The sequence below is a fragment of the Bacillus sp. 1A genome (genome assembly GCF_052682215.1).
The window spans coordinates 1,620,850-1,647,021 of the sequence record NZ_JBQYLZ010000001.1 but is presented as its reverse complement, the minus strand read 5'-3'; the positions used below and the strand labels follow the sequence as shown (position 1 = coordinate 1,647,021).

Sequence of the window (26,172 nt, the reverse complement as noted above, 5' to 3'; positions counted from 1 at the left end):
ATGTATTTTCCTTTCACCATATTTTATACAATTAAAAAAGCATCTATGCGAAAACTTACACACAATTCAGTCGTTTTCAGAAGTATTATGAACTCAAATATGCTATCATTTATTTGAAAGTGTCATCATTTGCAGGATTTTCGTGTACATATGAACAATATATGAAATCAATATCAAAATTCCATCTATAGGGGGAATGAAAGTGGCAGAAAATCAAAAAGTTTACGACATAACGATTATTGGTGGTGGTCCAACAGGGCTGTTCACAGCATTTTATGGCGGTATGAGACAAGCAAGTGTAAAAATCATTGAAAGCTTACCTCAACTTGGAGGACAATTATCCGCACTCTACCCTGAAAAATACATTTATGATGTAGCTGGATTTCCAAAAGTGCGCGCACAAGAACTAGTTGATAACTTAAAAGAGCAAATGAAGAAATTTGATCCAACCGTTTGTTTAGAAGAAGCTGTTGATACGCTTGAGAAACAAGCTGACGGTATATTTAAACTTGTTACGAATAAACAAACTCACTATTCTAAATCAGTTATTATTACTGCTGGCAATGGTGCTTTCCAACCACGCCGCTTAGAATTAGAAGGTACAGCAAAGTATGAAAAGAAAAACTTACATTATTTCGTTGATGATATGAATAAATTTGCTGGTAAGCGCGTCGTAGTATTTGGCGGCGGCGACTCAGCTGTTGATTGGACAATGATGTTAGAGCCGATCGCTGAAAAAGTTACAATCGTTCATCGCCGTGATAAGTTCCGTGCACATGAACATAGCGTAGAAAGCTTAATGAATTCTCGTGCAGAAGTAAGCACACCGTACATACCAGTAGAACTCATTGGTGATGACAACATTGAACAAGTCGTTCTTCAGCATATAAAAACGGAAGAAAAAATTATCATCGATGTGGATGATGTCATCGTAAACTACGGCTTCGTTTCCTCTCTTGGCCCAATTAAAAATTGGGGCTTAGATATACAAAAAAACAGCATTCTCGTGAACTCGAAAATGGAAACAAATATTCCTGGCATTTACGCTGCTGGTGACATTTGTACATATGAAGGAAAAGTAAAACTCATTGCTTGCGGCTTCGGTGAAGCACCAACAGCAGTAAACAATGCAAAAGCTTACTTCGATCCAAACGCAAAACTTCAACCGATGCACAGCTCTAGTATGTTTTAATATACAAAAATAAAGCTCCTTCCACGTATGGAAGGAGCTTTTCTTTATATATCAGAAAACGAAAGCACAATGAATCCGATACATGATCGAACTCATTGTGCTTTTAGAATTACTGTTTTCTTCTTCTACCTAATATGAATAATACTCCGCCGACTAAGAATGAAATTCCCGCACCAACTGACATCATCCATGGAGATGCCGCCCCTGTTTTCGGTAATTCTCTTTCTACCTTTACGTGCGGCTCTTTAATTAATTTTTCCAGTCTTACTTCCGGGTCTTCCGGTTTCACTTCTGGCTCTTTCGGATCTTCCGGTTTCACTTCTGGTTCTTTCGGATCTTCCGGTTTCACTTCTGGTTCTTTCGGATCTTCCGGTTTCACTTCTGGCTCTTTCGGGTCTTCCGGTTTCACTTCTGGTTCTTTCGGATCTTCCGGTTTCACTTCTGGTTCTTTCGGATCTTCCGGTTTCACTTCTGGTTCTTTCGGATCTTCCGGTTTCACTTCTGGTTCTTTCGGCTTAATGGAAACTGTCGGTTCAAGCGGTTTGTTTGTTGTATCTTCCACAATCGCTTTATTCACGATTTCCTCTCCGCTTTTAACAGTTTCTTTTACCTTCGCTTTAAAAATAATACTACGTTCTTTTGTATCCATAATGTCTAGATACGCAGCAGTTACTTTTCCAAATCCCATTTTTAACTCTATTGGATTTGGCTCAGCACCTTCAAATCTAAGACTATCTTGCACGTATTCTAAGCCGGCTGGAATTTCATCTTCTACCTTTACCACGGCTAATTTCCCGTTTTCTACCGTATTTTCAAAGCTAATTCGGTATTCGATTTCTTCTCCTAGCTTCGGTTCTTTATTACTTACTGTCTTCGTTGCTTTTAACTTACCATCTTTATATTCTGGCTTTATTGTCGCTGTCGGTTCTATAACTGGATGGTTCGGATCATCCACATGAATAATCGCTTTATTTGTTATTTCCCCTCCAACTTTTACTGTTTCTTTTACCTTCACTTTAAAAATGATACTTCTTTCTTTCATATCCATAATATCTGGATACTTCACTATTACTTTTCCATTCTCTACTGTAAGCTCTGCTGGTGCAGGCTTGTCACCTACAGCCTTCAAACTATCTTGCACATATTCTAAACCAGCTGGAATTTCATCTTCAATTTTCACATCAACTAACTTCCCGCCATCTACTGTGCCGTTAAAAGTAATTCGATATTCGATTTCTTCTCCTAGCTTCGGTTCATGATTACTTACTTCTTTCCTTGCCTCTAGTTTCCCATCTTTATATTGCGGTGTAATTGGTATAAGTGACTCAACTGGTGGAGTCGTCGGATTATTATCATCCACAATCGCCTTGTTTATAATCTCTTTTCCTACTTGTACCGATTCTTGTACTCGCACTTTAAAGATGATGCTTCTTTTTTTCGTATCTGTAATTTCCGGATACTTTGCTGTTACTTTTCCATTCTCAACATGAAGTTCTACTGGATTTGGTTCCGGCCCATCAGACTTTATACTATCTTGTACATATTCTAAACCGGCTGGAATTTCATCTTCTACCTTTACCTCAGTTAGTTTTCCGTTCTCTATCGTATTTTCAAAGCTAATTCGATATTCTACCTCTTCTCCTAACTTCGGTTCATGATTACTTACTGTTTTTTCTGCTTGTAATGCACCATCTTTATATTGAGGCTGAATAGCGACATTCGGTTGCTCTGGTGGATGTATTGTATCTTCCACAACCGCCTTATTCACAATTTCCTCACCTATTTTAGCTTTTTCTTTCACCTTTACTTTAAAGACGATACTTCTTTCTTTCGTATCCACAATTTCGGGATACTCTGCAAGGACGATTCCGTTTTTCACTTTCACATGCAACGGTTTCGGATTCTCTCCCTCAGCTCTTTCACTACCTTCTATAAACTCTAAGCCATTTGGTAATTCATCCTTAATTTTCACCTTCGCTACTTTTCCATGCTCAACTACGTTACGGAAAGTAATTCGATACTCTACTTCTTCTCCTAATTTCGGAGCTTCGTTATTTACTGTTTTTTCAGCTTTTAGTTTTCCATCTTTATACTCCGGGGTAATAATCGCTTCTGGTTTTTGCGGCGGATTCTTTGGATTATGATCATCCACAATTGCCTTGTTCACGATTGTCTTACCGACCTTTGCTGCTTCCGTTACTTTCACCTTAAAGCTAATACTACGCTCCGCTGTATCAGTGATATTCTCATACTTCGCTGTAATTTTTCCAGCTTCTTCTTTTAACTCTACTGGATTCGGTTCATTACCTTCTGCTTTTAAACTATCCTTCACATACTCTAAACCAGTTGGTAATTGATCCTCAATTTTCACCTCTGCTAGTTTTCCGTTTTCTACCGTATTTTTAAAACGAATTCGGTACTCTACTTCTTCTCCTAGCTTTGGATCTTTTTTACTTACCTTTTTATCAGCTTTAACTTTACCGTCTTTATACTGCGGGGTAATATCTACTTCTGGTTGCTCTACTGGATTTTGTGAATCATCCACAATCGCTTTATTCACAATTGCCTTGTCCACTTCCACATCATCTTTCACTTTCACTTTAAAGATAATGTTTCTTTCTTTCATGTCAGTAATATTTTCATACTTTGCGATAATTTTTCCAGCTTCTTCTTTCAACTCTACTGGAGCTGGCTTATCACCTTCTGCTTTTAGACTATCCTTCACAAATTCTAAACCAGACGGAATTTCATCTTCTATCTTCACCTCAGCCAGCTTTCCATCTTTCACCGTATTACTAAATGAAATGCGGTATTCAATTTCCTCCCCTAGCTTTGGATCTTTTTTACTTACTTTTTTATCATCCTTAACTTTACCGTCTTTATATTGCGGTGTAATTTTCGCTGTCGGTTCAGTTATAGGATGGTTCGGATCATCCACATGAATAATCGCTTTATTTGTAATACCCTTGCCTATTGCAACTGAATCTTTCACCTTCACTTTAAAGACAATACTTCTTTCTTTCGTATCCATAATCTCTGAATACTTTGCCATTACCTTGCCATTTTCTACTTGCAACTTCACTGGTTTTGGCTCTTCACCTTCAGCCTTTTCGCTTCCTTGTACGAACTCTAAACCAGCTGGGATTTCATCCTCTATCTTCACCTCTGCTAGCTTTCCATCCTTCACCGTATTATTAAAAATAATTCGATATTCGATTTCCTCGCCTAGCTTCGGTTCGTGATTACTTACTTCTTTTCTCGCCTCAATTTTTCCATCTTTATATTGGGGTGTAATCGGTACATAAGGCTCTTCTGGCAGATTCTTTGTATCATCCACAATCGCTTCATTTACGATTTCTTCTCCCGCTTTTACGCTTTCTTTTACCTTCGCTTTAAAGACAATACTTCTTTCCTCTGTATCTGTAATTACTGGATATTTTGCCATTACCTTATTATTTTTCACCTGTAGCTCTACTGGTTCCGGTTTAGAACCTTCTGCTGTGATACTGCCTTCAACATACTCTAAACCCTTTGGTAATGTATCCTTTATATTTACCTCGGCTAGTTTTCCGTTTTCTACCTTGTTTTTAAAACGAATTCGATATTCTACTTCTTCTCCTAACTTCGGTGATACATTATTTACTACTTTTTTTGCTTCAACTTTTCCATCTTTATACTGCGGAGTAATTTCCACATAAGGTTTTTCTGGCTCATGTGTTATATCTACTACGATTGCTTTATTAACAATTTCCTTACCTATTTCTGCCTCTTCTTTTACCTTCACTTTAAAGGCAATGCTTCTTTCTTTCGTATCTGTAATTGCTGGATACTTTGCCATTACCTTGCCGTTTTCTACTTTCAGTTCTACTGGACCCGGTTTAGAACCTTCCGCCTTCAAACTGTTCTCCACATATTCTAATCCAGCTGGAATCTCATCTTCTACTTTAACCTCAGTTAGCTTCCCGTTTTCTACCGTATTTTTAAAACTAATTCGGTATTCTACTTCTTCTCCTAACTTCGGCTTCTTATTGTTTACAAACTTCTCAGCTTTCAGCTTACCGTCTTTATATTCTGGTGTGATCGTTACTTCTGATGTCGTTGGATCTTTCGTATCATCAACAACTACTTTATTGACAATGCCGTCACCAACTTTGAAGTCTTCTTTTACTTTCGCTTTAAAGACGATACTTCTTTCTTCTGTATCCGTAATCTCTAGATATTTGGCAATTACTTCCCCATCTTTCACTTGCAGTTCTACCGGCTCTGGCTTAGATCCTTCTGCTTTCACACTGTCTTTCACATACTCTAATCCATTCGGTAAATTATCTTCTATTTTCACCTCTGCTAGTTTTCCGTTTTCTACCGTATTTTTAAAGCTAATTCGGTATTCTACTTCTTCTCCTAACTTCGGTGATATATTATTTACTACTTTTTTTGCTTCAACTTTTCCATCTTTATGCTGCGGAATAATTTCCGCTGTTGGATTAACTGGCTTGTTTTGCGAATCATCAATAGTTGCTTTATTAATGATTTTTCCGCCGACTTTTACTTCTTCTTTTACTTTCACTTTAAAAACGATACTTCTTTCTTCTGTATCCGTAATCTCTGGATACTTCGCCACTACCTTACCGTTTTCCACTTTCAACTCTACTGGATTTGGTCCGGCACCTTCCGCTTTCACACTGTTTTCTACATACTCTAAACCTTCTGGTAAAGTATCTTCTATCTTCACCTCTGCTAGTTTTCCGTTCTCTACCGTATTTTTAAAGCTAATTCGGTATTCTACTTCTTCTCCTAACTTCGGTGATACATTATTTACTACTTTTTTTGCTTCAACTATTCCGTCTTTATGCTGCGGAATAATTTCTGCCTTCGGTGTTTCTGGCGGATGTTTCGTATCACTCACAATTGCTTGATTGACAATTGTATCGCTCACTTTACCTTTTACTTTCACTTTAAAAGTAATACTTCTCTCTTTTGTATCCGTAATTTCTGGATACTTCGCCACTACCTTACCGTTTTCCACTTTCAATTCCACTGGTTCTGGTTTAGAACCTTCTGCTTTTAAACTATCTTTCACATACTCTAAGCCATTTGGTAAATCATCTTCTATTTTTACCTCTGTTAGCTTTCCATGTTTTACCGTATTCTTAAAACTAATTCGGTACTCTACTTCCTCTTCTAACTTCGGCGTTACATTATTTACAATCTTTTTCGCTTCGATTCTTCCATCTTTATACTGAGGAATAATTTCCGCTGTTGGATTAACTGGCTTGTTTTGCGAATCATCAATAGTTGCTTTATTAATGATTTTTCCGCCGACTTTTACTTCTTCTTTTACTTTCACTTTAAAAACGATACTTCTTTCTTCTGTATCCGTAATCTCTGGATACTTCGCCACTACCTTACCGTTTTCCACTTTCAACTCTACTGGATTTGGTCCGGCACCTTCCGCTTTCACACTGTTTTCTACATACTCTAAGCCTTCTGGTAAAGTATCTTCTATCTTCACCTCTGCTAGTTTTCCGTTCTCTACCGTATTTTTAAAGCTAATTCGGTATTCTACTTCTTCTCCTAACTTCGGCACTAGATTATTTACGCTTTTCTTTGCTTTAACTTTTCCATCTTTGTGTAATGGCGTAATTTTTGCTTCTGGCTCTTTTGTATCTTTCGTATCATCAACAATTGCCTTATTGACGATTTCCTTTCCTACTTCCGCTTCTTCTTTCACCTTTACTTTAAAGACGATACTTCTTTCTTTCGTATCCGTAATATTTTCGTATTCAGCGATAACTTTTCCATCTTTCACATATAACTTTACTGGAGCCGGTTTATCGCCTTCTGCCTTTTCACTACCTTTTACATACTCTAAACCGTTAGGGATTGTATCCTCTATTTTTACCTTTTCTAGTTTTCCGTTTTCTACCGTATTCTTAAAGCTAATTCGGTATTCCACTTCTTCTCCTAGTTTCGGTGATGGATTATCTACTGTCTTAGTCGAATCAATCATTCCATCTTTATATTGCGGAGTAATTCTTTCCTCCGGCTCAATCGGTGGATGTTTCGTATCATCAACAATTGCTTTATTTACAATCTCTTTACCTACTTTTGCTTCTTCCTTCACCTTTACTTTAAAGACGATACTTCTTTCTTTCATATCCGTAATATCGATATACTTAGCTTTAACTACCCCAGCTTCAACTTTTAATTCTACTGGCCCCGGTGCTTCCCCTTCAGCCTTAATACTATTTTCTACATATTCAAGACCTGTTGGAATTGTATCTTCTACTCGCACCTCTGCTAGTTTTCCGTTTTCTACTGTATTATGAAAACTAATTCGATATTCGATTTCTTCTCCTAGCTTCGGCTTTTCATTATTAACTACCTTTGTAGCCGCAATTTCACCTTTTTTACTTTGCGGTGTAATAACAACCTTTGCATCAGCCGGATCATGTTTCGGATCTTTTGCAACTGCTTTGTTCACAATTGCTTCCCCTACTTTTGCCGTCTCTTTTACTTTCACTTTAAAAACAATACTTCTTTGTTCCATATCCGTAATTTCTGGATATTTTGCAGTTACTTTTCCATTCTCCATTTTTAGTTCTACTGGCTCTGGTTTTATACCTTCTGCTTTCAAACTATCTTTCACGTATTCAACACCTTCAGGCAACGTGTCTTCTATCATTACCTTTTCTAGCTTTCCGTTTTCTACCGTATTATGAAATGTAATGCGGTACTCCACTTCTTCTCCTAGTTTTGGTGTTTGATTCGTTACGCTTTTATCTACGTCTACTTTACCGTCTTTATAACTTGGCGTAATTTTTTCTTCTGGATGTTCAGACTGACCATTCGGGTCGCTCACAATTGCTTTATTAACAATTGTTTCTCCTACTTTTGCTTCTTTTTTTACTTTCACTTTAAAAATGATGCTTCGCTCTTCTGTATCCGTAATTTCTGGATATTTTGCGATTACCTTACCATTTTCTACTTTTAACTCTACTGGACTTGGTCCAGCACCTTCAGCTCTCTCACTGCCTTGAACAAATTCTAAGTTAGCTGGAATTTCATCTTCTATTGTAACTGCCTCTAGTTTTCCATTTTCTACCGTATTTTTGAAGCTAATTTGATATTCAACTTCTTCTCCTAGCTTCGGCTTCTTATTTGTTGCTTTTTTCTTTGCATCAATTTTGCCGGCCTTATACTGTGGTGTAATCTTTTCTTCTAGATTCTTTGGTGGATTTGTTTTATCACTAACAATTGCTTTGTTAACAACTTCTTCACCAATTTTTGCAGTTTCTTTTACTTTCGTTTTAAAGACGATACTTCTTTCTTCCATATCCGTAATTTCTGGATACTTTGCAATTACTTTACCATTTTCAAATTTCAGCTCTACTGGCTCTGGTTTTGCACCTTCTGCTTTCAAACTATCTTTCACAAACTCAAGACTACTCGGTAATTCGTCTTCTATTGTCAATACGTCTAGACATCCATCTTTTACTTTATTTTTAAATGTAATACGATACTCTACCTCATCACCTAACTTCGGTGATTTATTAGAAGCTATTTTTCTCGCTTCTATTTCTCCATGAACTTCTTTTGGAGTCGTAACCGTAACGTTTGCATCATCTTCAGTTTCATACTTTATTTCGGCACTATCTTGTCCCTTTACAGCGACAACATTTTTTATTGTTGTATCTGATTGTATAGATTCTTTCACTTTCACCTTAAATGTAATAATGGCACTTTCACCCGGCTGTAAAACACCACCGTCTTTAGCATCTGCCCCTTCACCAATACGGAAATCAATTTGATTATTTACAAACTCTGCTTCATCATCGTTTGCATCATCTGTTTTTTGTCCTTTATTGCTGCCAGTAACATATTGGATTGATTCCGGGACATACTCTAAGCGATCATCTAATTTATCAAAGCCTTTTACATTAGATACCGGTGCTTGATTGTTCTTCGTATCATTTTTCACTTCAATTTGATACGTAATTTCTTCGCCAACTTTAACTTCCTTAATTTCTTTTCCAGTACCATCTAATGCCTTTTTATCAACTTGTAAATTTGGCGCATTATGTTCTGTGACGAATGTAGTATTGTTTAATACGTAAATGTCACCGCCGCTACCATTTGCTTTAAAACGCATCTTCCCTTCTTTTAAATTATTTTTCACTTGCTTTGGTCCCTCAAGGTGATACGTATGAATATCTGTACTAAATGAATTTGTCCAATCTGGGTTATATCCCGGATATTTTTTTGTAACAAACTCGTTAGTACCATCCACTTGTACTTCTGTCATAGACGAGTCATTAACATCATTGTCTTTCCCTTTAATATTTTTAAACTTTTGATATCCTAATCCAAAGTCATACTCTCCATAATCATAAGCATATATATCATTTTCAGCAGGATCTCCTTGTGACGAGAAATAACTAAATTTCGCCTTAAAAGCCCCTTCTTTCGGCGTGTTTATTTTATTAACACTAATATCTGCCCAAGCTGTACTTTTTTGAGAAACTAACCCTTCCCAAATTTTCATATCTTTTACGGTTTCTTTATAGTTTTCATAAACTAATATAAGATTCCAGTTGCCCCAGTAGTAACCACTGCCCTTTTCAAATTTAATTTGTGGTACATTTGCAACTGTCACCGTTTGAGAAAGGCCTTGTTTCGCAATTACATTTGTTACGTCAGCAAATGCAACATATCCTGCGCCACTGCTATAGTGATTTGCAATATACGGTAAATAATCCGCTTTTCGTATACTATCAGCACTTACTTCAGCGTATTGCTTATTTCCCATCTTCATTTTAACCGGCTGTCTTACATCTTCATCGCTAACTCTATAATCGGTCCTTGCATCACTTGGAGTCCCCATAGCTGCTGTCCAAAATAAATACGCCTTTTTCACTTTACTTCCAGCAGGGATGTTAGGAAAAGCTCCTGTTGATGAATTAAATGTAGTGTCATCATTATCAATATCTACAGCTTTTTTATTTACTTTCCCCCCGACACTTTGCCTAGTATAATAATTATCTGTTAGCCCAAGCGTCACATTACCAGTCTGTACTAAATTACCAGCAGCAATTATAGAATACAGTGGATCTCCAAACCCTTGCCTATCTCCTACCTGAATTTGAACCTTCGAAGCATTCTCTGACGCAGCTTGTACTTCTGTATCACTCTGCTTTACTACCTCTTTTTCTGGCTGTTTCTCAGCTTCAGTTACTGGTTGTTCTGCCTTCTCCAGTTCTGTTTTTAATACAGATTTATTTTTATCTTCTGCAAATACTTTTAGCTTTTCATCAACTTTTTTAGTTGTATTATCAACTGATGGACCTACTTCTTTCTTACTACTGTCAGCCTCATCATCAGCATTAGCTTCTACCTTGTTTTCAGAAGGAATCCCTTCAACATCTACAGACATGGTCCCTATTTGTACTTGATCCTTTTGCACACTAATCTTTTGTTTGTATTCTTTATTAAAATGCTGCGTGCGACTAGCTTTTATTAACACCGTCATTTTTTCATGTGATTTTAAATCTAGAATTTTAAGATTAGAAGAAAGAAGCTTTCCTCCCTTATCTTTTTCCTCTACATAGAAATCCGCTACCTTATTTTCAGGTAACTTCTCTCCGTTTACTTTCACAGATTGCGACAGGAACGTAATTTCATTTTCATTATTTTGTTTAAGCACCAATTCTTGAATTGGTGTATCTCCCGTATTTTCAATCGTATATTGAAATACGTGCTCCCTCTCAGCTACTTCTCCCCTATATATTTCAGCATTTACTTGCTCTGCCTTAATTCTCACATCATTTCCTTGTAACTCATCCCAGCTCTTCTTATGTATCTCTGCAAAAGCACTAGGTGAAGGCAATATGATGGATAAGAGAAGTGCGATTATTGTTACGACATTAAAACACTTCAACGATTTCTTCATATTTTTACCTTTCTCCTTTCTATATATTTGCTATCCGTCTACTTATAGACGAAAACATAAAAATATATATCCACTCGCAACAATCCGTCCTACGAAGATGCGTCATTGAAATTCCTATTTCAACAATACAAATCTCATAGAATATTACTATTTTAATTTATCAAAAATAGTATATATATCGGATACTCATATAAACCTCTACCATTTTTTAATATAGGAAAAATCCCCTATGATATAGGTTTATATAACAGTTAAAGGATACATAAAAATCTTAACATACTCCATAATCTATTTATACATACAATGATAAATTTACCATTTTTTACTTATTTCAGTTTGTTATTTATCATTAAAATTTTCGAAAAATAGTATCCGTTACATGTAAAAATATGTTATATTAAAACAAGAACAAATGTTCTTATTCGAAGGAGGAATTTTTCATGATAAACGAACCTACTATCGTAAAAAAAGAAGCTTTCCAAGCAATCGGTGTTTCGATTACGACGACGAATGAAAAAGAGGCATCTACTGAAGGAAAAATTCCAGGGCTCTGGAACCAATACTTCCAAGAACAAATGATGCATCACATCCCAAATCAACAAACGAAAGAAACATTCGCTTTCTACTCAAATTACGAATCAGATGAAACTGGTACATATCAATTTACAATCGGTATGCCCGTTTCTTCATTAGAAGACGTACCTGAAAATATGACAACTTTAACAATACCTGCCGCTACGTATGCGGTATTTACAACGAGAAAGGGACCAGTTGCTGAAGTCGTTTGCGAGGCTTGGGAATATATTTGGAAATGGTCAAAAGAAAACAAACGTGCTTTTACAACAGATTTTGAGCTTTATGATGAAAAAGCAACAGATCCAAACAACGTACAATTAGATATTTATATTGCATTAGCCTAAACGACAAAAAGAAGATACCATTTGGTATCTTCTTTTTTGTCGTTAAATAGCCACTGTGCAAATTCAACATTATTGTCTACAATGAGAAAGTGCAGTATAGAAATATTAGAAACTGTATAAAACGATTGTTAATAGGTTTTTTAGTTTAAATTTGTCACATAGAAAGGAAGCAATATGGAGGAACTACAACAAAATAAATCTGCTTTAAAAGAAAATGCGAAACCATTATTAAAAAATACGAATTTCCTTTTCCTTTGGGCAGCTACTCTTTTTTCAAGTTTTGCTTTAGCCTTTTTTACTTTTTCACAAACGTGGTACATAGCAAAAACATTAAACCTTGAGGCTTCACTCGGTGTTGTTTTCGTAGCTCTTAGTGTTCCAAGGCTTATTTTTATGATTATCGGCGGCGCTGTAGCTGATAAATTCCCGAAAAAAAACATTATGTTTTATTCTAATATTATTCGTGCTATTCTCGTCGCAACCATCCTTACATGGTTCATCGTAGGTGATGTAACACTATATACATTTGCTTTATTCGCTTTATTCTTTGGGCTTGCTGATGCTTTTTTCTGGTCAGCTGATGGATCTATCTTACCTGAACTTGTAGAAAAAAGCCGTTTAACACAAGCAAATTCACTTACACAAATGTCAAACCAAGCATCGGTCATCTTAGGTCCTGTACTTGGCGGAATTCTTATCAAATTTACGAACTATGAAACGATCTTTTCGATCACGATTTTATTACTGATCGTCGCAGCCATACTCGTTCAAAAAATACAATTTACGATGCCAGAACAGCAAAATACAGACAAAGGCATGTTTACTTCTATTAAAGAAGGAATTTTATATGTAAAGGAATCACCATTCCTTTCAACTTTCCTTCTTTGTAGCGCCTTTTTAAACTTATTTTTAATCGGTCCGATGCAAGTCGGTTTCCCGCTTTTCGTTAAAAATGTTCTGCACGGTGATTCGCTTCAGTTTAGTTACTTAGAAGCATCTGTCGGCGGCGGAATGGCAATAGGTGCTGTCATTGTCGGTTTAAAAAATATTAATCGCAGACGCGGTCTATTTTGCATTATCATGATGCTACTGTCTGGTGTATTCTTCTTATCCATCAACTTTAGCACCGTACTTTGGCAAGCATTATTAGCTGGCATGTTTTACGGTATTACAATTGCAATGGCTATCGTTCCGCTTATGGCGATGATTCAATCGACAGTAAAAGAAGAAATGATGGGACGCGTAATGAGTCTACTTATGCTCTCATCAATGGGCTTTATCCCGCTTTCTTATGCATTCACATCAATCGCACTTGCAATAGGAATTCCAATCGTAACCGTTATGAAAAGCGGTGCAATCGCCGTTATCGTCTTCGTACTATTTGTAGCGATTCGTGTTCCAGTTGTAAGGAAGTTTGATTAACTACTTGGAGTCATGTATTATATGCATGGCTCTTTTTTAAACGGATCAAATAACGTTATCCCCTTACTCCTTCTCACAGCTGCTCCCCATTCTAATCCAACCTCTAAAAATAGATCCCGCACTGTACTATATAGAAGCGCCTTCACATTTTTACGGATTTCCCCGTATTTATACGCTCTCACAACACTCTTTACTCGCCAAATGAAGTTTCCATACACTTCTTCATCCGCTAATATTTGCTCCAGTAACACACCTTGCTCTAGTAACCCGCTCTTTTTATATGCAAGTTCCACCTTACTCCAAAATATATTAATCTTCTTCGGATTACGCGTCATCGGCACAAGTGCGTATATAAAAGGCTTCGGTATATCGTGACGGCAATACGTCTCATCAAGCTCGTACGTTTCTTTTCTATTTTCTTTTATTTGTGGAATGTTTTTAGAAAGAATTGTTTCCCCCTCATATTTTTGCTCATTTTTACTACAGCCATCTGCATATTCCTCACTTTCACATGCGGACATTTTCATACGGTCATCCATACGGTCAATTGCAGATATAAGAAATACATATAAGTTCGCACTATAACCGCCGCGCTTATATCTTTCTTTTGTCGCAACACGTTTTATAATTCCTAGTTCCTCTAACTTTGCAATTGAGCGGCGTACTGTACGAATACTTTTTCCAATATTCGTCGCAATCGTCTCCATTAACGGACAAGCAACTCCCACTGTTTTCTGTTTCTCATTCACTGCATACTTTCCTAAAAAATGAATAATAATAACATCCGTTTTATTCAATTGAAATCGATAGCACTTCAAAACTTGTTTTTGGTATGTATTAAACTCTTCTTTACTTCGAAATTCACTATATGGTTTCATTAAGCTATATAAGCTTCCCATTTTTATCACCTCATTTATAGGTAAGAAGCAGGAAGAGAAATTGGCGTGATATTTAATATTTTTTTAGTGGAGATGAAAATATGATCGTAATTAGCGCTTGTTTAGGTGGTATCGCTTGTCGGTATGATGGAAATGACAATCTCGTTTCAAAAATAGAGGAGTTATTACAAAGAGAAGATACCTTACTTGTTTGCCCTGAAGTATTAGGAGGATTGCCAACGCCTCGTCCCTCAGCTGAAATTATTGGCGGGAATGGCGATGACGTTTTGGATGGAAAAGCAAAAGTGATGACAAAAGACGGTGAAGATGTCACAGAAGCATTTGTGAATGGCGCTTATAAAGCTCTAGAACAAATGAAAGGTTTACATCCTGAATATATTATTTTGAAAGAACGCAGTCCATCTTGTGGTAGTTCTACGATTTACACTGGAGAATTTAACGGGAATAAGCAAACTGGTTACGGGGTAACAACTGCTTTATTCAAAAGACATGGATTTAAAGTCATTTCAGAAGAGGATTTTGAGAATATAAAAAGGAATTGACCCTGTTCGTCAATTCCTTCTTCTGTCTTATTTCACACTTAATTTTTCTTTCACTTTTGCAGGAAGCTCATCTTTCTTTACTTCTTCCCAAGCTGATACACCTTTTTTATCTGAATGATATACACGTAGGAATGCATCTTTACGTAAGTTTTTTTGAGCTGTGAATTCTAATTCTTTTTCTTTTCCTTCTTTATCAAACCCTTTTAATTTATACTCAAAATGTTTGTATGGCTCTCCGTTATCAGATTTACCATTATACTCTTTTCCGTCTACTGTAATTTGAACGTAATACTCATCTTTACCCATACGATTTAAATCACAACCAACTAATAGGCTTGCAAATACAACTAAAATGCTAAAAAGTGCAATATATCTTTTCATTTCCTTCACCTCATGTGTTTTTCTTATATTGTTATCTTAAAGCCTAAGCTTTAAAGAAGAAATTCAAAAACATGACATGAACATTACACTTTTGTAAGATATTAATTATTTCTGCACTTTAGAAACCGTCATCCGTCACCAATTGGAATGAGTACGGATTCTAAACTCAGATGAGTTGCTACTACTTCGTTAAACTTCTTCATACACATAAACCAACCTCTAATTATGCAAAAGACAACAATCGTAAGAAAATAGATGAAAAATAATAATTCCTTACTCAACCAACTAGCGGTTTCGTTTTCAATATATGAAAAGGGATTTCTAAATAATGAATGGAATATATATTTATTGTTTTCTAGCTTTTGAGGGGAGAAATAATATGAATCCTATTTTATTGGATGTTCCGTTACAAATAGAAACAGACAGACTCATTCTTCGAGCTCCACTTCAAGCTGGTGAAGGGGATATAGTACACGAAGCTATTAAAGATTCCATTAGTGAATTAAAGCAATGGCTACTTTTATTCCAGTCAATTCCTACTGTTGAAGAAACGGAAATTCTCCTGAGAAATGCACATATAGATTTTTTGAAAAGAGAAAGCTTTCGCTATCTTATTTACCATAAGGAGACGAATGCTTTTATCGGAACTGCCAGCCTTCACGCAATTGATTGGAAAGTTTCTAAATGTGAAGTTGGATACTGGATTAACACGCAATTTAGTGGTCATGGATATATGACAGAAACAGTAAGTGCGTTAATAAACCTTGGATTTCAGTTATTCAAATTTAGAAGGATTGAAATACGATGTGAATGTAATAACAAGAAAAGTCGTGCGATTCCTGAAAAACTAGGTTTTGAGCTTGAAGGGACATTACGTAACGAAGATCTTTCAGCTGACGGCAAACAACTAACTAATACTCGCATCTATGCAAAGATAAATTAGATTTTAAAATTCGTTATGCAACAAGGTCGGTTTTTAAATTGGGAAGGCGACGTTTTTAATTTTTTGCAACAAAAGAAAAGACCTCCTTAACGATTTTATTTCATCGCTAAAAAGGTCTTTTTCTATTTCTGCTAAAAGCTTAGCACTCTTCCGGCTTACCAGCATTCGTCGCCGTACGGAAAGATGATCCACATCCGCATGATGCGATTGCGTTTGGATTGTCGATTGTAAATCCGCCGCCAAGCATAGATTGTTTATAATCAATTTTTACTCCTTTAACAATCGGAGCACTTTCTGTATCGATAACAAATTCAACACCGAAAAACTCAAGAACTGTGTCGTCTTCTTTTGGTTCTACTTCAAATCCTAACCCGTAAGAAAGGCCAGTACATCCGCCGCCATGTACAGCAAGGCGCACGTACTTCTCTCCATCTTCAGCATCTTTTAACATATCTTTAATTTGAAAAGCTGCTTGTTCTGTTACTTCAATCATGAAATACACCATCCTTTCTGTTCTCATTCTATTATACATCTTTACGCTTCTATCTTGTACTCATACACTCCGCGGCAAATTACTTCTGCTGGTCCTTTCATTAACACATTGCCTTCTTCTGTCCATGCGATCATTAAATCGCCGCCAGCTAAATGAACTGTAATTTCCTTACCACGTTCCATTTTCCCATTTAAAATAGAGGCTACAACTGCAGCACACGCCCCTGTTCCGCAAGCTTGTGTTACACCAGATCCACGTTCCCAAACACGGAAGTTCATCTCTGCATCATTCAAAATTTCGACGAATTCAACATTTACTCGCTCTGGGAACATTTCATGTGTCTCCAGGACTGGACCAAGTGTTGTAAGAGGTGCTTGCTCTACATCATCAACAAAAATAACCGCATGCGGATTCCCCATTGAAACGGCTGTAAATGCATAACGATGATTATTGTATAAGAAGTTTTCACGAATAAATGGTGTTTCACCTTCACCAAGCATCGGTATTTCTGCACGTGTTAAACGCGGTGCTCCCATATCGATTTTCGCTAACGTAACTTTCCCTTCTTCTACCGTTACTTCCGCTGTTACAATACCAGCTAACGTTTCAATTGTGAAAACTGTTTCTTCTACTAGTTTATGCTCATACGCATATTTCGCTACGCAGCGTAAACCGTTACCACAGCTCTTTCCTTCTGAACCATCATTATTAAACATGCGCATTTTCACCGGAGCTACGTCAGATGGACAAATTAAAATCATTCCATCTGCTCCAATACCAGTATTAATATTTGAAACCTTTTCCGCCACAAGAACTAAATCTTCTTCAGGAATTTGTTCTTCAAACATATTTACATATATATAACTATTGCCAAGACCATGCATTTTTGTAAAAGAAAATTGGCTCATTTGTATTCACTCCAAAAATAGTTTGTTATTTTAAGTATAAAATGCACGCTTTTAGAACACAATATGAATGTCCCCCGTTTCTCATATTTGACAACATTTGGCGATGAGCCATTCTTGCACAAATTGTGTAATAAAAAAAGCCCTTCTACAAGGGCCTTTTTTATTTATATACAATATTATCCTCCCCCGCGAAAGAAGATTTTATCTAATAGAAAAAGGTGCTGCTGATTGCAACACCTTAAAACATTGGATTTTCATCCAAATAATCATATACATTATTGACCAGTTCTTCTACTGTAGCACCTTGTACGACTTCACCATTTACAAGTGCAAACGGCCCTTCAAAACAAATACCACAATATCCTAAACAACCATATTCCATTACATCTAAATTCGGATCTTTTTCTAATTTCTCTAAAGCTGCTTGTGAACCACTCGCAAGGTTACCTACACAAAATTCAATTAATGGTTTAATCAAAATTCTCCCCCCTGTACTACAAAACAAATTACCTTCTGACTATCTATAAGAAGAAAACTAAGCTGTCTCTTGTTGTTTTCGTTATACATTCTAAACTATTTAGTTACTTCACTATTTCACTTCAAAGTAGATGGACTTATTTTATATAACATGCTGCTCGCAATGAAATAGTAATTAAAAAGGAAAAACAGTTTACTTTACTTTTCTTCTTATTGTACAACAGAGTATTCATTCATGCATTGTTATTTGTTCACAAATTCGATATAATTTGATTGAGTAAAGTCAAAATATTTTATTAATATAAAATTGTATGATTAGGGGATATTTCAACAGAAAAGGGGTAATCCATCATGAAACACCTCGTAATACTAGGTGGCGGCTACGGTGGAATGAGAATTCTGCAGCGGCTACTTCCAAGCAACCAACTTCCAGATGATGTACAAGTGACATTAATCGACAAAGTACCATACCATTGCTTCAAAACTGAATATTATGCATTAGTTGCGGGTACTATTTCAGAAACACATATTCGTATACCGTTTCCCGAGCACCCACGCCTCAATATTCAATACGGCACAATAACAAATATTGATCTCGAAGAAAAAGCTGTTCATCTCGATGGCGGCGAAGCAATCCCATATGATGATTTAATTATCGGTCTTGGCTGTGAGGATAAATATCATAACGTTCCTGGGGCGAAGGAATATACACATAGCCTACAATCGATTGAACAAACACGTAAGACATATGAACAATTAAATAGTCTAGAACCAAACGCAACAGTAGCTGTCGTTGGTGCTGGATTAAGTGGCGTTGAAGTTGCAAGTGAACTTCGCGAAAGCCGTTCTGATTTAAAAATTCACTTATTTGATCGAAAAGATAGAATTCTATTCCCATATCCAGAGAAATTAAGTAGATACGTAGAAGAATGGTTCGTAAAACATAAGGTTACTATTATACGAAACTCTAACATTACAAAAGTAGAACCAAATATTGTGTACAACCACGATGAACCACTTGAATGTGATGCAATCGTCTGGACAGCTGGTATTCAAGCAAATGAAGTTGTTCGAAACCTTCCAGTTGAACAAGATGGTAGCGGACGGGTTGTTTTAACAAAATATCACAATATTCCAAATAACGAGCACGTGTATGTTGTAGGAGATTGCGCAGCACTTCCACACGCTCCATCTGCACAACTTGCTGAAGGTCAAGGAGAGCAAATTGTCCAAATATTATTGAAACGTTGGAATAATGAACCACTTCCTGACGAACTACCTGTAATTAAATTAAAAGGTGTTCTCGGCTCTCTTGGTAAGAAGCACGGCTTTGGTTTACTTGCAAACCAACCATTAATGGGACGTGTACCGAGATTATTAAAATCCGGTCTTCTTTGGATGTACAAATATCATAAAGGTTAATACTTTACAGGCTGTCTACTAAATAGGCAGTCTCTTTTATGAGTTACAATATAATTATCAGACACATCTTTCTCAATATGGATGATGATTTATTTTTCATTTTTATATTAAAAACTATCGATAAACAGTGTATGCTATTTATAAGTTGTTTTATTATTTCCTTTAAGACCGGAGTCATTCGGTCTTATTTTTTATGTTGTAAATACTTTTACAGGAGGTATTCCATTTCACTTATGAACTTAACGAAACTAAACGATCGAATAGAAGCGAAGAAGAAAGAATTGATCTATCTCGTTGAAAAGTACGGATTCACTCATGATAAAGTGATTTCTTTCAGCCAAGAATTAGATCGTTTACTTAACTTATTAATAGAACTCAAGACGAAGAAAAAACGTTGTTCTTTATAACCGTTATCCTCTCTTTTTTGATACGATAGAACTAGAATCAGAAAGGAGCCATCTATGTTTATATTAAAAGACGTTACATATAAAGATATACTACACATTCCTTATTTACAGATTCAAAAAGAAAAAATCACATGTATTATCGGTGAGAGTGGGAGCGGAAAAAGTACATTGCTCCGTATGCTAAATGATTTGCAATCTCCAACATCCGGTACAATTAAATATAACGGAATACTGATTTCTGATTATCCTCCTATTCAATTACGACGTGACGTAGTCATGCTTGGGCAAACGCCACCTATTTTTGATGGAACGATTAAAGACAATCTAATAATGGGACTTCGTTTTTCTGAAAAACCATTTCCAAATGACGATGCCTTGCGAAGCGCATTAACGACTGTTAGCTTAGAAAAAAATTTAGAAGACAACGCTGATTCATTATCAGGCGGGGAAAAACAACGACTTGCTTTTGCGCGTATCGTACTTATGGATCCACCTGTTTATTTATTAGATGAACCAACCTCGGCACTAGATAGCGATACAGAACGCCGCGTTATGAAACAATTTACTATGCTAGCAAGAGAAAAGAAAAAAACAGTTATCTTCATTACACACTCACAACAACTTCCAGAAGAAATTGCAGACGATATTATTGAAATTAGTAAAACAAACGGTGCAACTAGAAAGGAAGTGCTCTCAGTTGAAGGGCGTTATTGAACTCCAAATTTGGCAACTTGCCGCTGCATATATTTTTATTCTTATTTTAATTGGACTTGTAAAATTAAAAGGGATTCCGCGTGAAAAACAAATTGCGCTCGCAACATTCCGTATGACGATTCAGCTCGTACTTGTTGCATATGTCTTAACATACGTATTTGAAAATAGTAATCCATTTTATACAATTGCCCTTATTACTTCTATTACTACCTTTGCAATTTTTAATATTTATAAACGAGTCAATATCCCGATGTCTAAAGAATTAAAACGAGTAGCCGCGCTTTCCATGGTTGCCGGATCAATTGGGCCACTTCTACTATTTATCTTTGTTATTATCGGTCACGACCCTTGGTATGCGCCGCAATATATCGTTCCGATTACGGGAATGTTAGTCGGGAATGCGATGACAGGCGTTTCTCTCGGTGCAAATACGTTCTTAAACAATATGAAATCGCAAAGAGGTCAAATTGAAGGCGCACTTATGCTCGGCGCAACACCGAAAGAAGCCGCTGCGCCGCTCATACGAGACGCTTTTGACTCTGCTATTTTACCAACAATCAATTCTATGGTCGGAATGGGGATTATAAGCTTACCAGGCATGATGACTGGTCAAATCTTATCTGGTGTATCACCATTTACAGCCATTCAATATCAAATCGCCATTATACTTGGTATTTCAGGAAGTACTGCCTTTGCTGTTATTATCTTCTTACAGCTTGGATATAAAACATTCTTTAATAAGCGGTGTCAGTTGAAAGAGATTGACTATGCTGCGAAGTGAATCGTAACTCTCGCTTGGTAAATGATGCACCGTTCTCGGTGAGTGAAATTATATCGACGATTTTTCGAATATATCTATCATAACTCAAAATATATCAACGATTTTTGAAATATATCGGCGATTCGACAAGGAATATCGACTTACCGACAAAAAATGACATAATAAAAAGAGGAGGCCTATTCGCCTCCTCTTTTTATTTACGCCTTCTTAACGAATTGTGATTTTAACTTCATTGCTCCGAAACCGTCGATTTTGCAATCGATATCGTGATCGCCATCAACTAGACGGATACTCTTTACTTTCGTACCGATCTTCACAACTGAAGAAGTTCCTTTTACCTTTAAATCTTTAATAACAGTAACAGCATCGCCGTCTTGAAGAACGTTTCCGTTCGCATCTTTTACAACTTTTGCACCATCATTATTTTCAGCTTCTGCTTCTTGGCTCCACTCATGAGCACATTCTGGACATACGAAAAGAACGCCATCCTCATACGTATATTCTGAATTACATTTTGGACAATTTGGTAAAGTAGCCATAAATTCATTTCCTCCGTTCATTATTTATACGTAAAAATCAAAATTGATGTTTACATCTCGATAAATAAAATTTGTATAGCATTTCTTTATAGTGCCATAGTCTTACGTTATTGACAAGCCTACCTCAAATTCTCATTTTTTATTGTATTTTACAAAATTTCAATTCATATGGTGTTTTACAATAAAAAAGAAGAACCTTCACAAGATTCTTCTTTTCAAAATGAACGAGTTCTGACTAGAACCCCCAACCATTTTCTTCAATGTAAAATTGATACTCTTCTAACTCTTCTTCACTTAACTTCTTATTATTCTCATATACTTCTTGCCATTCAAAATAGTCTTCACTGAAGTAAACAGCAAATTTAATTTTCACGTTTTTCTTCTCTGTATAATCATAACCAGTAAACTCTATTACGTCATAATCGTCTTCTTTCTTCACAAACTTCCAAGTTGGATTATCCGTCATAACCTCTAAAGTAATACCTTCACTACTTGAACGAACAACATTTTTAATATTCGGCTCAGTTGGTAAAAGGGAGAGTCCGAACGTGGCTCCGCCAAATACTAACCCTACTATGATGTGTAAACCAACCATACCAGCAAAACTAGCGCCACCCTTTAATTGTAAGTAATATGCCTTCTCATGATCAGGCGTATTTTCCCCCTTATGTAGAACACGAACAGCATGCTTATAATATAAACGGTTTCCTTGCCATCCAGTAAATATCATCGTTCCTAATTGAAGAACTAAACTACATGTTAAATAAATCCCATCTGGAATATCTATAAAAGGAGTTACAACGATACTAGGTACCGCCAATAACGTAAGTATAATAAACAACTTATACATTTTACGATAAGCTAACCAAAAAGTTGGGAAGAAAAAGGCTACCCAATTCCACGTATTCCCTTGCGCTGGATTTTCTACTTTGCCCCACTTAAAGTCATAATAAGCTGTATTCTTTTGAACAACTTTATGCAACTCTTGCGGGGAATTTGTTTCTTGTAAAACAGTGTCCTTCACGTACATCATCCTTTTCTTCTTTCTGCATACATGTATTTTATAGAAAGAAATAGAAGGAATCTAACAAAAAGTACATATATTTCATAAAAATGAACGGAAATTGAATATATTCCGACAATTATCCGTTTATTATTCTATTTTACTTTTAAATATATTAGAATACTTATGAATGATACATTTAATACACTAAGTTAATCATTTTACATATTTAATAATAAAAATGTTTCACATGAAACTATTTATATTTTGTATTACCTTTCCTCTACATAATACTTGTAAAGCCTTTTCCACCTAATACAAAATACGAAAGACGCCCTTTTCAAAAAGGCGTCTTTTTACAGTTGAAAATTTACTAATATGAAAAATGAATTATTTAATAAATGAATTCCCCATGGAACGAGTAAGTTATTTGTTTTCTTATACGTATAAGCTAAACATATACCGCCACCAAAAATATATAAAACACTACCTACTGTAAGGGGATGACCTAAAGTAAATATAGAAGCACTTATAACGGCACTGCTAAGTATAGAGAAGCGCTGAGATAATTTCATAAAAAACATACCTCGGAATACAAGCTCTTCCCAAATTGGTGCAAAAACAGTGAGTACAACTACGTATAAAATGATTTCACTTTTAGTAGGCTCTATTACTATATTAGATTCATTCACACGAAGCCCATGTGGTAAAACTAAATTTAATACTGCAATATATATAAGCAGCACGATCATTGTCATTACTATCGTTACATAATGCTTAAAATTATTGAACTGTATTGTTTTTAATAAATGTACACAGTAATTTCTCGCTGGTGAATATATTAAGATAATAGTAAGAACTGTTACAGGCGGAATAAGATAATCTACATACCATGGATATAAGGAAGAATCATATATAAGGTTCAAAAAACCGATTCCATACATTACCCCAAAAATAATTATTATCATGCTAATTATTTCGCGCATACTCATTTGTACATTCTTTTCTTCATATGTAGCTAATTCTGTATTCATCCTATCCCCTCCAGTATAATTAAACCTTTTAATACATTATATACCAATTTCAATGCAAAAATAGACGATACAATTTACTGTATCGTCCATTTCTCTCTACATATTTCAATTAAATGCAATAAATACCTCCTCGTCACATCTGCCCTTCTCCACCTTGAGAGCATTCGCTTTTCTTTTGGGTTCTGCCGTATTCTCGCTACTTCTTTTAATAAAAGCTCCCATTCTTCCCCTGAACGTTCTAACAAGTATTGCAATCCTCTATCTTTTGAGACAATTGTTTTATTCTCTAACGTATATAAAATACGTCCCATCGTAACGACCGCTGATTCTACCCACTCTTCTACGAAAAATAAATATGGTTGCTTCGCTTTTTCACTCCAGTACTTTTCTACGTTGTATTTCATCGTATTTACTACATCATCCCAACTTATTTGAAACGAAAGATCTTCAGCTTCTTTCCCTGTAACTGTAATACCTTGATTTTTTAACGTCCACCATGTGACCGCATTAATATCCCAATGACCTATATTCGCTTTACCATCTGCACAATACACGTACTCATTCATTTCATCATTGTATTTCCCTAAATCAGCAAGCGGAATATACATACCGTCCATTCTTTTGCCTAACGTACTACCACTAAGTTTCTTATGTAATTCTACAAGTTGTTGTTTTTCAGCCTCATTCACGGAATCACTTATTGCCGTAACAAAATCAACATCGCTCGTTTCTACATGAAATGCACCGAGTGCGATGGAGCCGTAAATATATACCCCGACTATTTTTTCATCCAAAAAAATTTCTTTTAATTCTACTGTGTACCGCTCCATTAACTGTCGTACTTCCGTTGGTAACGCATGCTTCACTCCATTTTTCACATCTATCCCTCCAATAAAAAAGAGCCTTTGCGAATTCGCAAAGACTTCCTGCTTTATAAATATTTCTCGATTTCTTCGTAAACATCCTTCAAACGAGGATTTCCTTCTCCAACAATTTCTCCATTTACAAGAACAACTGGATAAAATAGATCTTCCTCCACTACGCGCTCTGCGAATGCTTTTTTATCTTCATCTTCTTGTTCTTCTTGAAAATCAATATACTCGAAATTAAATTTATTTTCTTGTCCTTCATATTTACGACCAATCGCCGCTTGTAGCCACTCAAACGTTTCTGTTGAAGATGGCATTCCAACGCAGCTCGCACAAATTACTTTCGTCCCATACACTTGCACATTAACCATTTCTTCTCCCCCACTTCTTGTTTCAACAGTATATTCAGATGTCTTAGTACATAAGCACATCATTTTACAAACTTATTCCATACCCCTATACTGAAAAAACACGTTGTAAACATGATAAAAAATTTCGACATTAAAACAAGAACAGAAAAAATAGATTTTCCCCTCTATCTTGATTATAATAAAACTGATGAAAGGAGTCGATAAAAATGGAAAACCCACATATGCAAGAACAAGTACTAGAAGTATTAGATAAATTACGTCCATTCTTACTTCGCGATGGCGGAGACGTTGAGTTAGTAGACATTGAAGAAGGTATCGTAAAATTACGCCTTATGGGTGCTTGCGGAAGCTGCCCAAGTTCTACAATCACACTAAAAGCTGGTATCGAACGCGCATTACTTGAAGAAGTACCAGGCGTTATTGAAGTAGAACAAGTATTTTAATCTAAAAGCGGAAGCGGCTCGTTCAGAATCGTTTCCTAGAAAGAGACCCATTTGGGTCTCTTTTTTTATTCAAATAACACTTCTCCTTTAACATCATAAAACAAAATTGGAAATCCTTCTCAAAAAGTGAGATAATTAATACTATAGAATCGTTCACACATATAAAAGTAAAAAACATAGGGGGACGACACATGCCAAAAATGGGGAACACTTTCTTAACAATTCAAGAACTAGAAAAGAAAAAAGAGTATTTATTAGACCTTTCATCCGTTATACCAACATGGAATGCGAGCTATCAATTTTTATTTAAAGAAATCCAGCAAGAATTATTGAGTAAAGTAAATGAAAAAATCGAAAGACATCAATTCATTTTAAATATATGTGCAGATCAACAGGTAGGGGCATAATGTATTACATACAATTGTGATATATAAAAAAGAGACCTCAATCGGTCTCTTTTTTA

The 26,172-nt window shown here is 35.9% G+C and carries 22 protein-coding genes and 1 pseudogene; 11 read left to right on the top strand and 12 right to left on the bottom strand.

Annotated elements, in window-relative coordinates; all coding sequences use genetic code 11:
* Positions 1 to 202: 202 nt before the first annotated feature.
* Positions 203 to 1,192, top strand: a complete 990-nt coding sequence (locus ACUN0F_RS08215) for an NAD(P)/FAD-dependent oxidoreductase (RefSeq protein WP_048542263.1) — start codon at positions 203 to 205, stop codon at positions 1,190 to 1,192.
* A 109-nt stretch (positions 1,193 to 1,301) separates the two neighbouring features.
* Here ACUN0F_RS08215 and ACUN0F_RS08210 read toward each other — a convergent pair whose 3' ends face one another.
* Entirely contained in the window at positions 1,302 to 11,141 is a 9,840-nt protein-coding gene (locus ACUN0F_RS08210) for an isopeptide-forming domain-containing fimbrial protein (RefSeq protein WP_445539350.1), read from the bottom strand.
* 440 nt (positions 11,142 to 11,581) lie between these two features.
* On the opposite strand from ACUN0F_RS08210, the gene ACUN0F_RS08205 reads away from it, so the two are divergent.
* Both ACUN0F_RS08205 and ACUN0F_RS08200 read left to right on the top strand, forming a co-directional pair.
* Positions 11,582 to 12,061 carry a GyrI-like domain-containing protein gene (locus ACUN0F_RS08205; protein ID WP_264461618.1) on the top strand — a complete coding sequence of 160 codons (480 nt, stop codon included), beginning with the start codon at positions 11,582 to 11,584 and terminating at the stop codon, positions 12,059 to 12,061.
* A 174-nt stretch (positions 12,062 to 12,235) separates the two neighbouring features.
* Positions 12,236 to 13,483, top strand: a complete 1,248-nt coding sequence (locus ACUN0F_RS08200) for an MFS transporter (protein ID WP_046953592.1) — start codon at positions 12,236 to 12,238, stop codon at positions 13,481 to 13,483.
* A gap of 17 nt (positions 13,484 to 13,500) precedes the next feature.
* Here the strand turns inward: ACUN0F_RS08200 and ACUN0F_RS08195 are convergent, their stop codons facing one another.
* Complete coding sequence (locus ACUN0F_RS08195; RefSeq protein WP_445539349.1) at positions 13,501 to 14,382, bottom strand: helix-turn-helix domain-containing protein; 882 nt, start codon at positions 14,380 to 14,382, stop codon at positions 13,501 to 13,503.
* Between the two features lie 80 nt (positions 14,383 to 14,462).
* Between ACUN0F_RS08195 and ACUN0F_RS08190 the strand changes: the two genes are divergently transcribed.
* Positions 14,463 to 14,924: a DUF523 domain-containing protein gene (locus ACUN0F_RS08190; RefSeq protein WP_000635508.1), complete on the top strand. Its 462-nt coding sequence runs from the start codon at positions 14,463 to 14,465 to the stop codon at positions 14,922 to 14,924.
* Between the two features lie 27 nt (positions 14,925 to 14,951).
* Here the strand turns inward: ACUN0F_RS08190 and ACUN0F_RS08185 are convergent, their stop codons facing one another.
* Together ACUN0F_RS08185 and ACUN0F_RS08180 are read right to left on the bottom strand one after the other, a co-directional pair.
* On the bottom strand, positions 14,952 to 15,305 hold the full coding sequence (locus tag ACUN0F_RS08185) for a YxeA family protein (protein ID WP_445539348.1): 354 nt from the start codon (positions 15,303 to 15,305) through the stop codon (positions 14,952 to 14,954).
* A gap of 105 nt (positions 15,306 to 15,410) precedes the next feature.
* A pseudogene (locus ACUN0F_RS08180) lies at positions 15,411 to 15,508 on the bottom strand (O-methyltransferase); the annotation flags it as partial.
* 176 nt (positions 15,509 to 15,684) lie between these two features.
* Between ACUN0F_RS08180 and ACUN0F_RS08175 the strand changes: the two are divergent.
* The gene (locus ACUN0F_RS08175) at positions 15,685 to 16,248 is read left to right on the top strand and encodes a GNAT family N-acetyltransferase (protein WP_264461619.1); all 564 of its coding nucleotides are present in this window, start codon (positions 15,685 to 15,687) and stop codon (positions 16,246 to 16,248) included.
* A 139-nt stretch (positions 16,249 to 16,387) separates the two neighbouring features.
* Here the strand turns inward: ACUN0F_RS08175 and ACUN0F_RS08170 are convergent, their stop codons facing one another.
* The 3 genes from ACUN0F_RS08170 to ACUN0F_RS08160 all read right to left on the bottom strand — a co-directional run bounded on the left by ACUN0F_RS08170 (position 16,388) and on the right by ACUN0F_RS08160 (position 18,127).
* A complete protein-coding gene (locus tag ACUN0F_RS08170) occupies positions 16,388 to 16,741 on the bottom strand; it encodes a HesB/IscA family protein (RefSeq protein ID WP_000573830.1) in 354 nt (117 codons plus the stop codon).
* 41 nt (positions 16,742 to 16,782) lie between these two features.
* Positions 16,783 to 17,649, bottom strand: coding sequence for a diaminopimelate epimerase (gene dapF / locus ACUN0F_RS08165; RefSeq protein ID WP_264461620.1), 867 nt, complete (start codon positions 17,647 to 17,649; stop codon positions 16,783 to 16,785).
* A gap of 238 nt (positions 17,650 to 17,887) precedes the next feature.
* Positions 17,888 to 18,127: a YuzB family protein gene (locus tag ACUN0F_RS08160; RefSeq protein WP_000595025.1), complete on the bottom strand. Its 240-nt coding sequence runs from the start codon at positions 18,125 to 18,127 to the stop codon at positions 17,888 to 17,890.
* A gap of 350 nt (positions 18,128 to 18,477) precedes the next feature.
* Here ACUN0F_RS08160 and ACUN0F_RS08155 point away from each other — a divergent pair, with 350 nt between their 5' ends.
* The 4 genes from ACUN0F_RS08155 to ACUN0F_RS08140 all read left to right on the top strand — a co-directional run bounded on the left by ACUN0F_RS08155 (position 18,478) and on the right by ACUN0F_RS08140 (position 21,450).
* The gene (locus ACUN0F_RS08155; protein ID WP_000682062.1) at positions 18,478 to 19,548 is read left to right on the top strand and encodes an NAD(P)/FAD-dependent oxidoreductase; all 1,071 of its coding nucleotides are present in this window, start codon (positions 18,478 to 18,480) and stop codon (positions 19,546 to 19,548) included.
* Positions 19,549 to 19,781: 233 nt separating this feature from the next.
* Positions 19,782 to 19,955, top strand: coding sequence for an aspartyl-phosphate phosphatase Spo0E family protein (locus ACUN0F_RS08150; protein WP_001054620.1), 174 nt, complete (start codon positions 19,782 to 19,784; stop codon positions 19,953 to 19,955).
* Between the two features lie 54 nt (positions 19,956 to 20,009).
* The gene (locus ACUN0F_RS08145) at positions 20,010 to 20,669 is read left to right on the top strand and encodes an ABC transporter ATP-binding protein (RefSeq protein WP_445539347.1); all 660 of its coding nucleotides are present in this window, start codon (positions 20,010 to 20,012) and stop codon (positions 20,667 to 20,669) included.
* Positions 20,653 to 21,450 carry an ABC transporter permease gene (locus ACUN0F_RS08140; protein ID WP_048542284.1) on the top strand — a complete coding sequence of 266 codons (798 nt, stop codon included), beginning with the start codon at positions 20,653 to 20,655 and terminating at the stop codon, positions 21,448 to 21,450. The genes ACUN0F_RS08145 and ACUN0F_RS08140 overlap by 17 nt, the downstream gene beginning before the upstream one ends.
* A gap of 197 nt (positions 21,451 to 21,647) precedes the next feature.
* Here ACUN0F_RS08140 and phnA read toward each other — a convergent pair whose 3' ends face one another.
* The 5 genes from phnA to ACUN0F_RS08115 all read right to left on the bottom strand — a co-directional run bounded on the left by phnA (position 21,648) and on the right by ACUN0F_RS08115 (position 25,266).
* Positions 21,648 to 21,989: an alkylphosphonate utilization operon protein PhnA gene (gene phnA / locus ACUN0F_RS08135; protein WP_262724388.1), complete on the bottom strand. Its 342-nt coding sequence runs from the start codon at positions 21,987 to 21,989 to the stop codon at positions 21,648 to 21,650.
* A gap of 235 nt (positions 21,990 to 22,224) precedes the next feature.
* Complete coding sequence (locus ACUN0F_RS08130) at positions 22,225 to 23,019, bottom strand: DUF2628 domain-containing protein (RefSeq protein ID WP_445539346.1); 795 nt, start codon at positions 23,017 to 23,019, stop codon at positions 22,225 to 22,227.
* A 329-nt stretch (positions 23,020 to 23,348) separates the two neighbouring features.
* Positions 23,349 to 24,026, bottom strand: a complete 678-nt coding sequence (locus ACUN0F_RS08125; protein ID WP_445539345.1) for a lysostaphin resistance A-like protein — start codon at positions 24,024 to 24,026, stop codon at positions 23,349 to 23,351.
* A 74-nt stretch (positions 24,027 to 24,100) separates the two neighbouring features.
* Positions 24,101 to 24,904, bottom strand: coding sequence for an aminoglycoside adenylyltransferase domain-containing protein (locus tag ACUN0F_RS08120; RefSeq protein ID WP_445539344.1), 804 nt, complete (start codon positions 24,902 to 24,904; stop codon positions 24,101 to 24,103).
* Positions 24,905 to 24,957: 53 nt separating this feature from the next.
* Positions 24,958 to 25,266: a YuzD family protein gene (locus tag ACUN0F_RS08115; protein ID WP_000248590.1), complete on the bottom strand. Its 309-nt coding sequence runs from the start codon at positions 25,264 to 25,266 to the stop codon at positions 24,958 to 24,960.
* Between the two features lie 206 nt (positions 25,267 to 25,472).
* Here ACUN0F_RS08115 and ACUN0F_RS08110 point away from each other — a divergent pair, with 206 nt between their 5' ends.
* Both ACUN0F_RS08110 and ACUN0F_RS08105 read left to right on the top strand, forming a co-directional pair.
* A complete protein-coding gene (locus tag ACUN0F_RS08110; RefSeq protein ID WP_000431159.1) occupies positions 25,473 to 25,709 on the top strand; it encodes a NifU family protein in 237 nt (78 codons plus the stop codon).
* A 191-nt stretch (positions 25,710 to 25,900) separates the two neighbouring features.
* Positions 25,901 to 26,116: a hypothetical protein gene (locus ACUN0F_RS08105; RefSeq protein ID WP_001125489.1), complete on the top strand. Its 216-nt coding sequence runs from the start codon at positions 25,901 to 25,903 to the stop codon at positions 26,114 to 26,116.
* Positions 26,117 to 26,172: the final 56 nt, after the last annotated feature.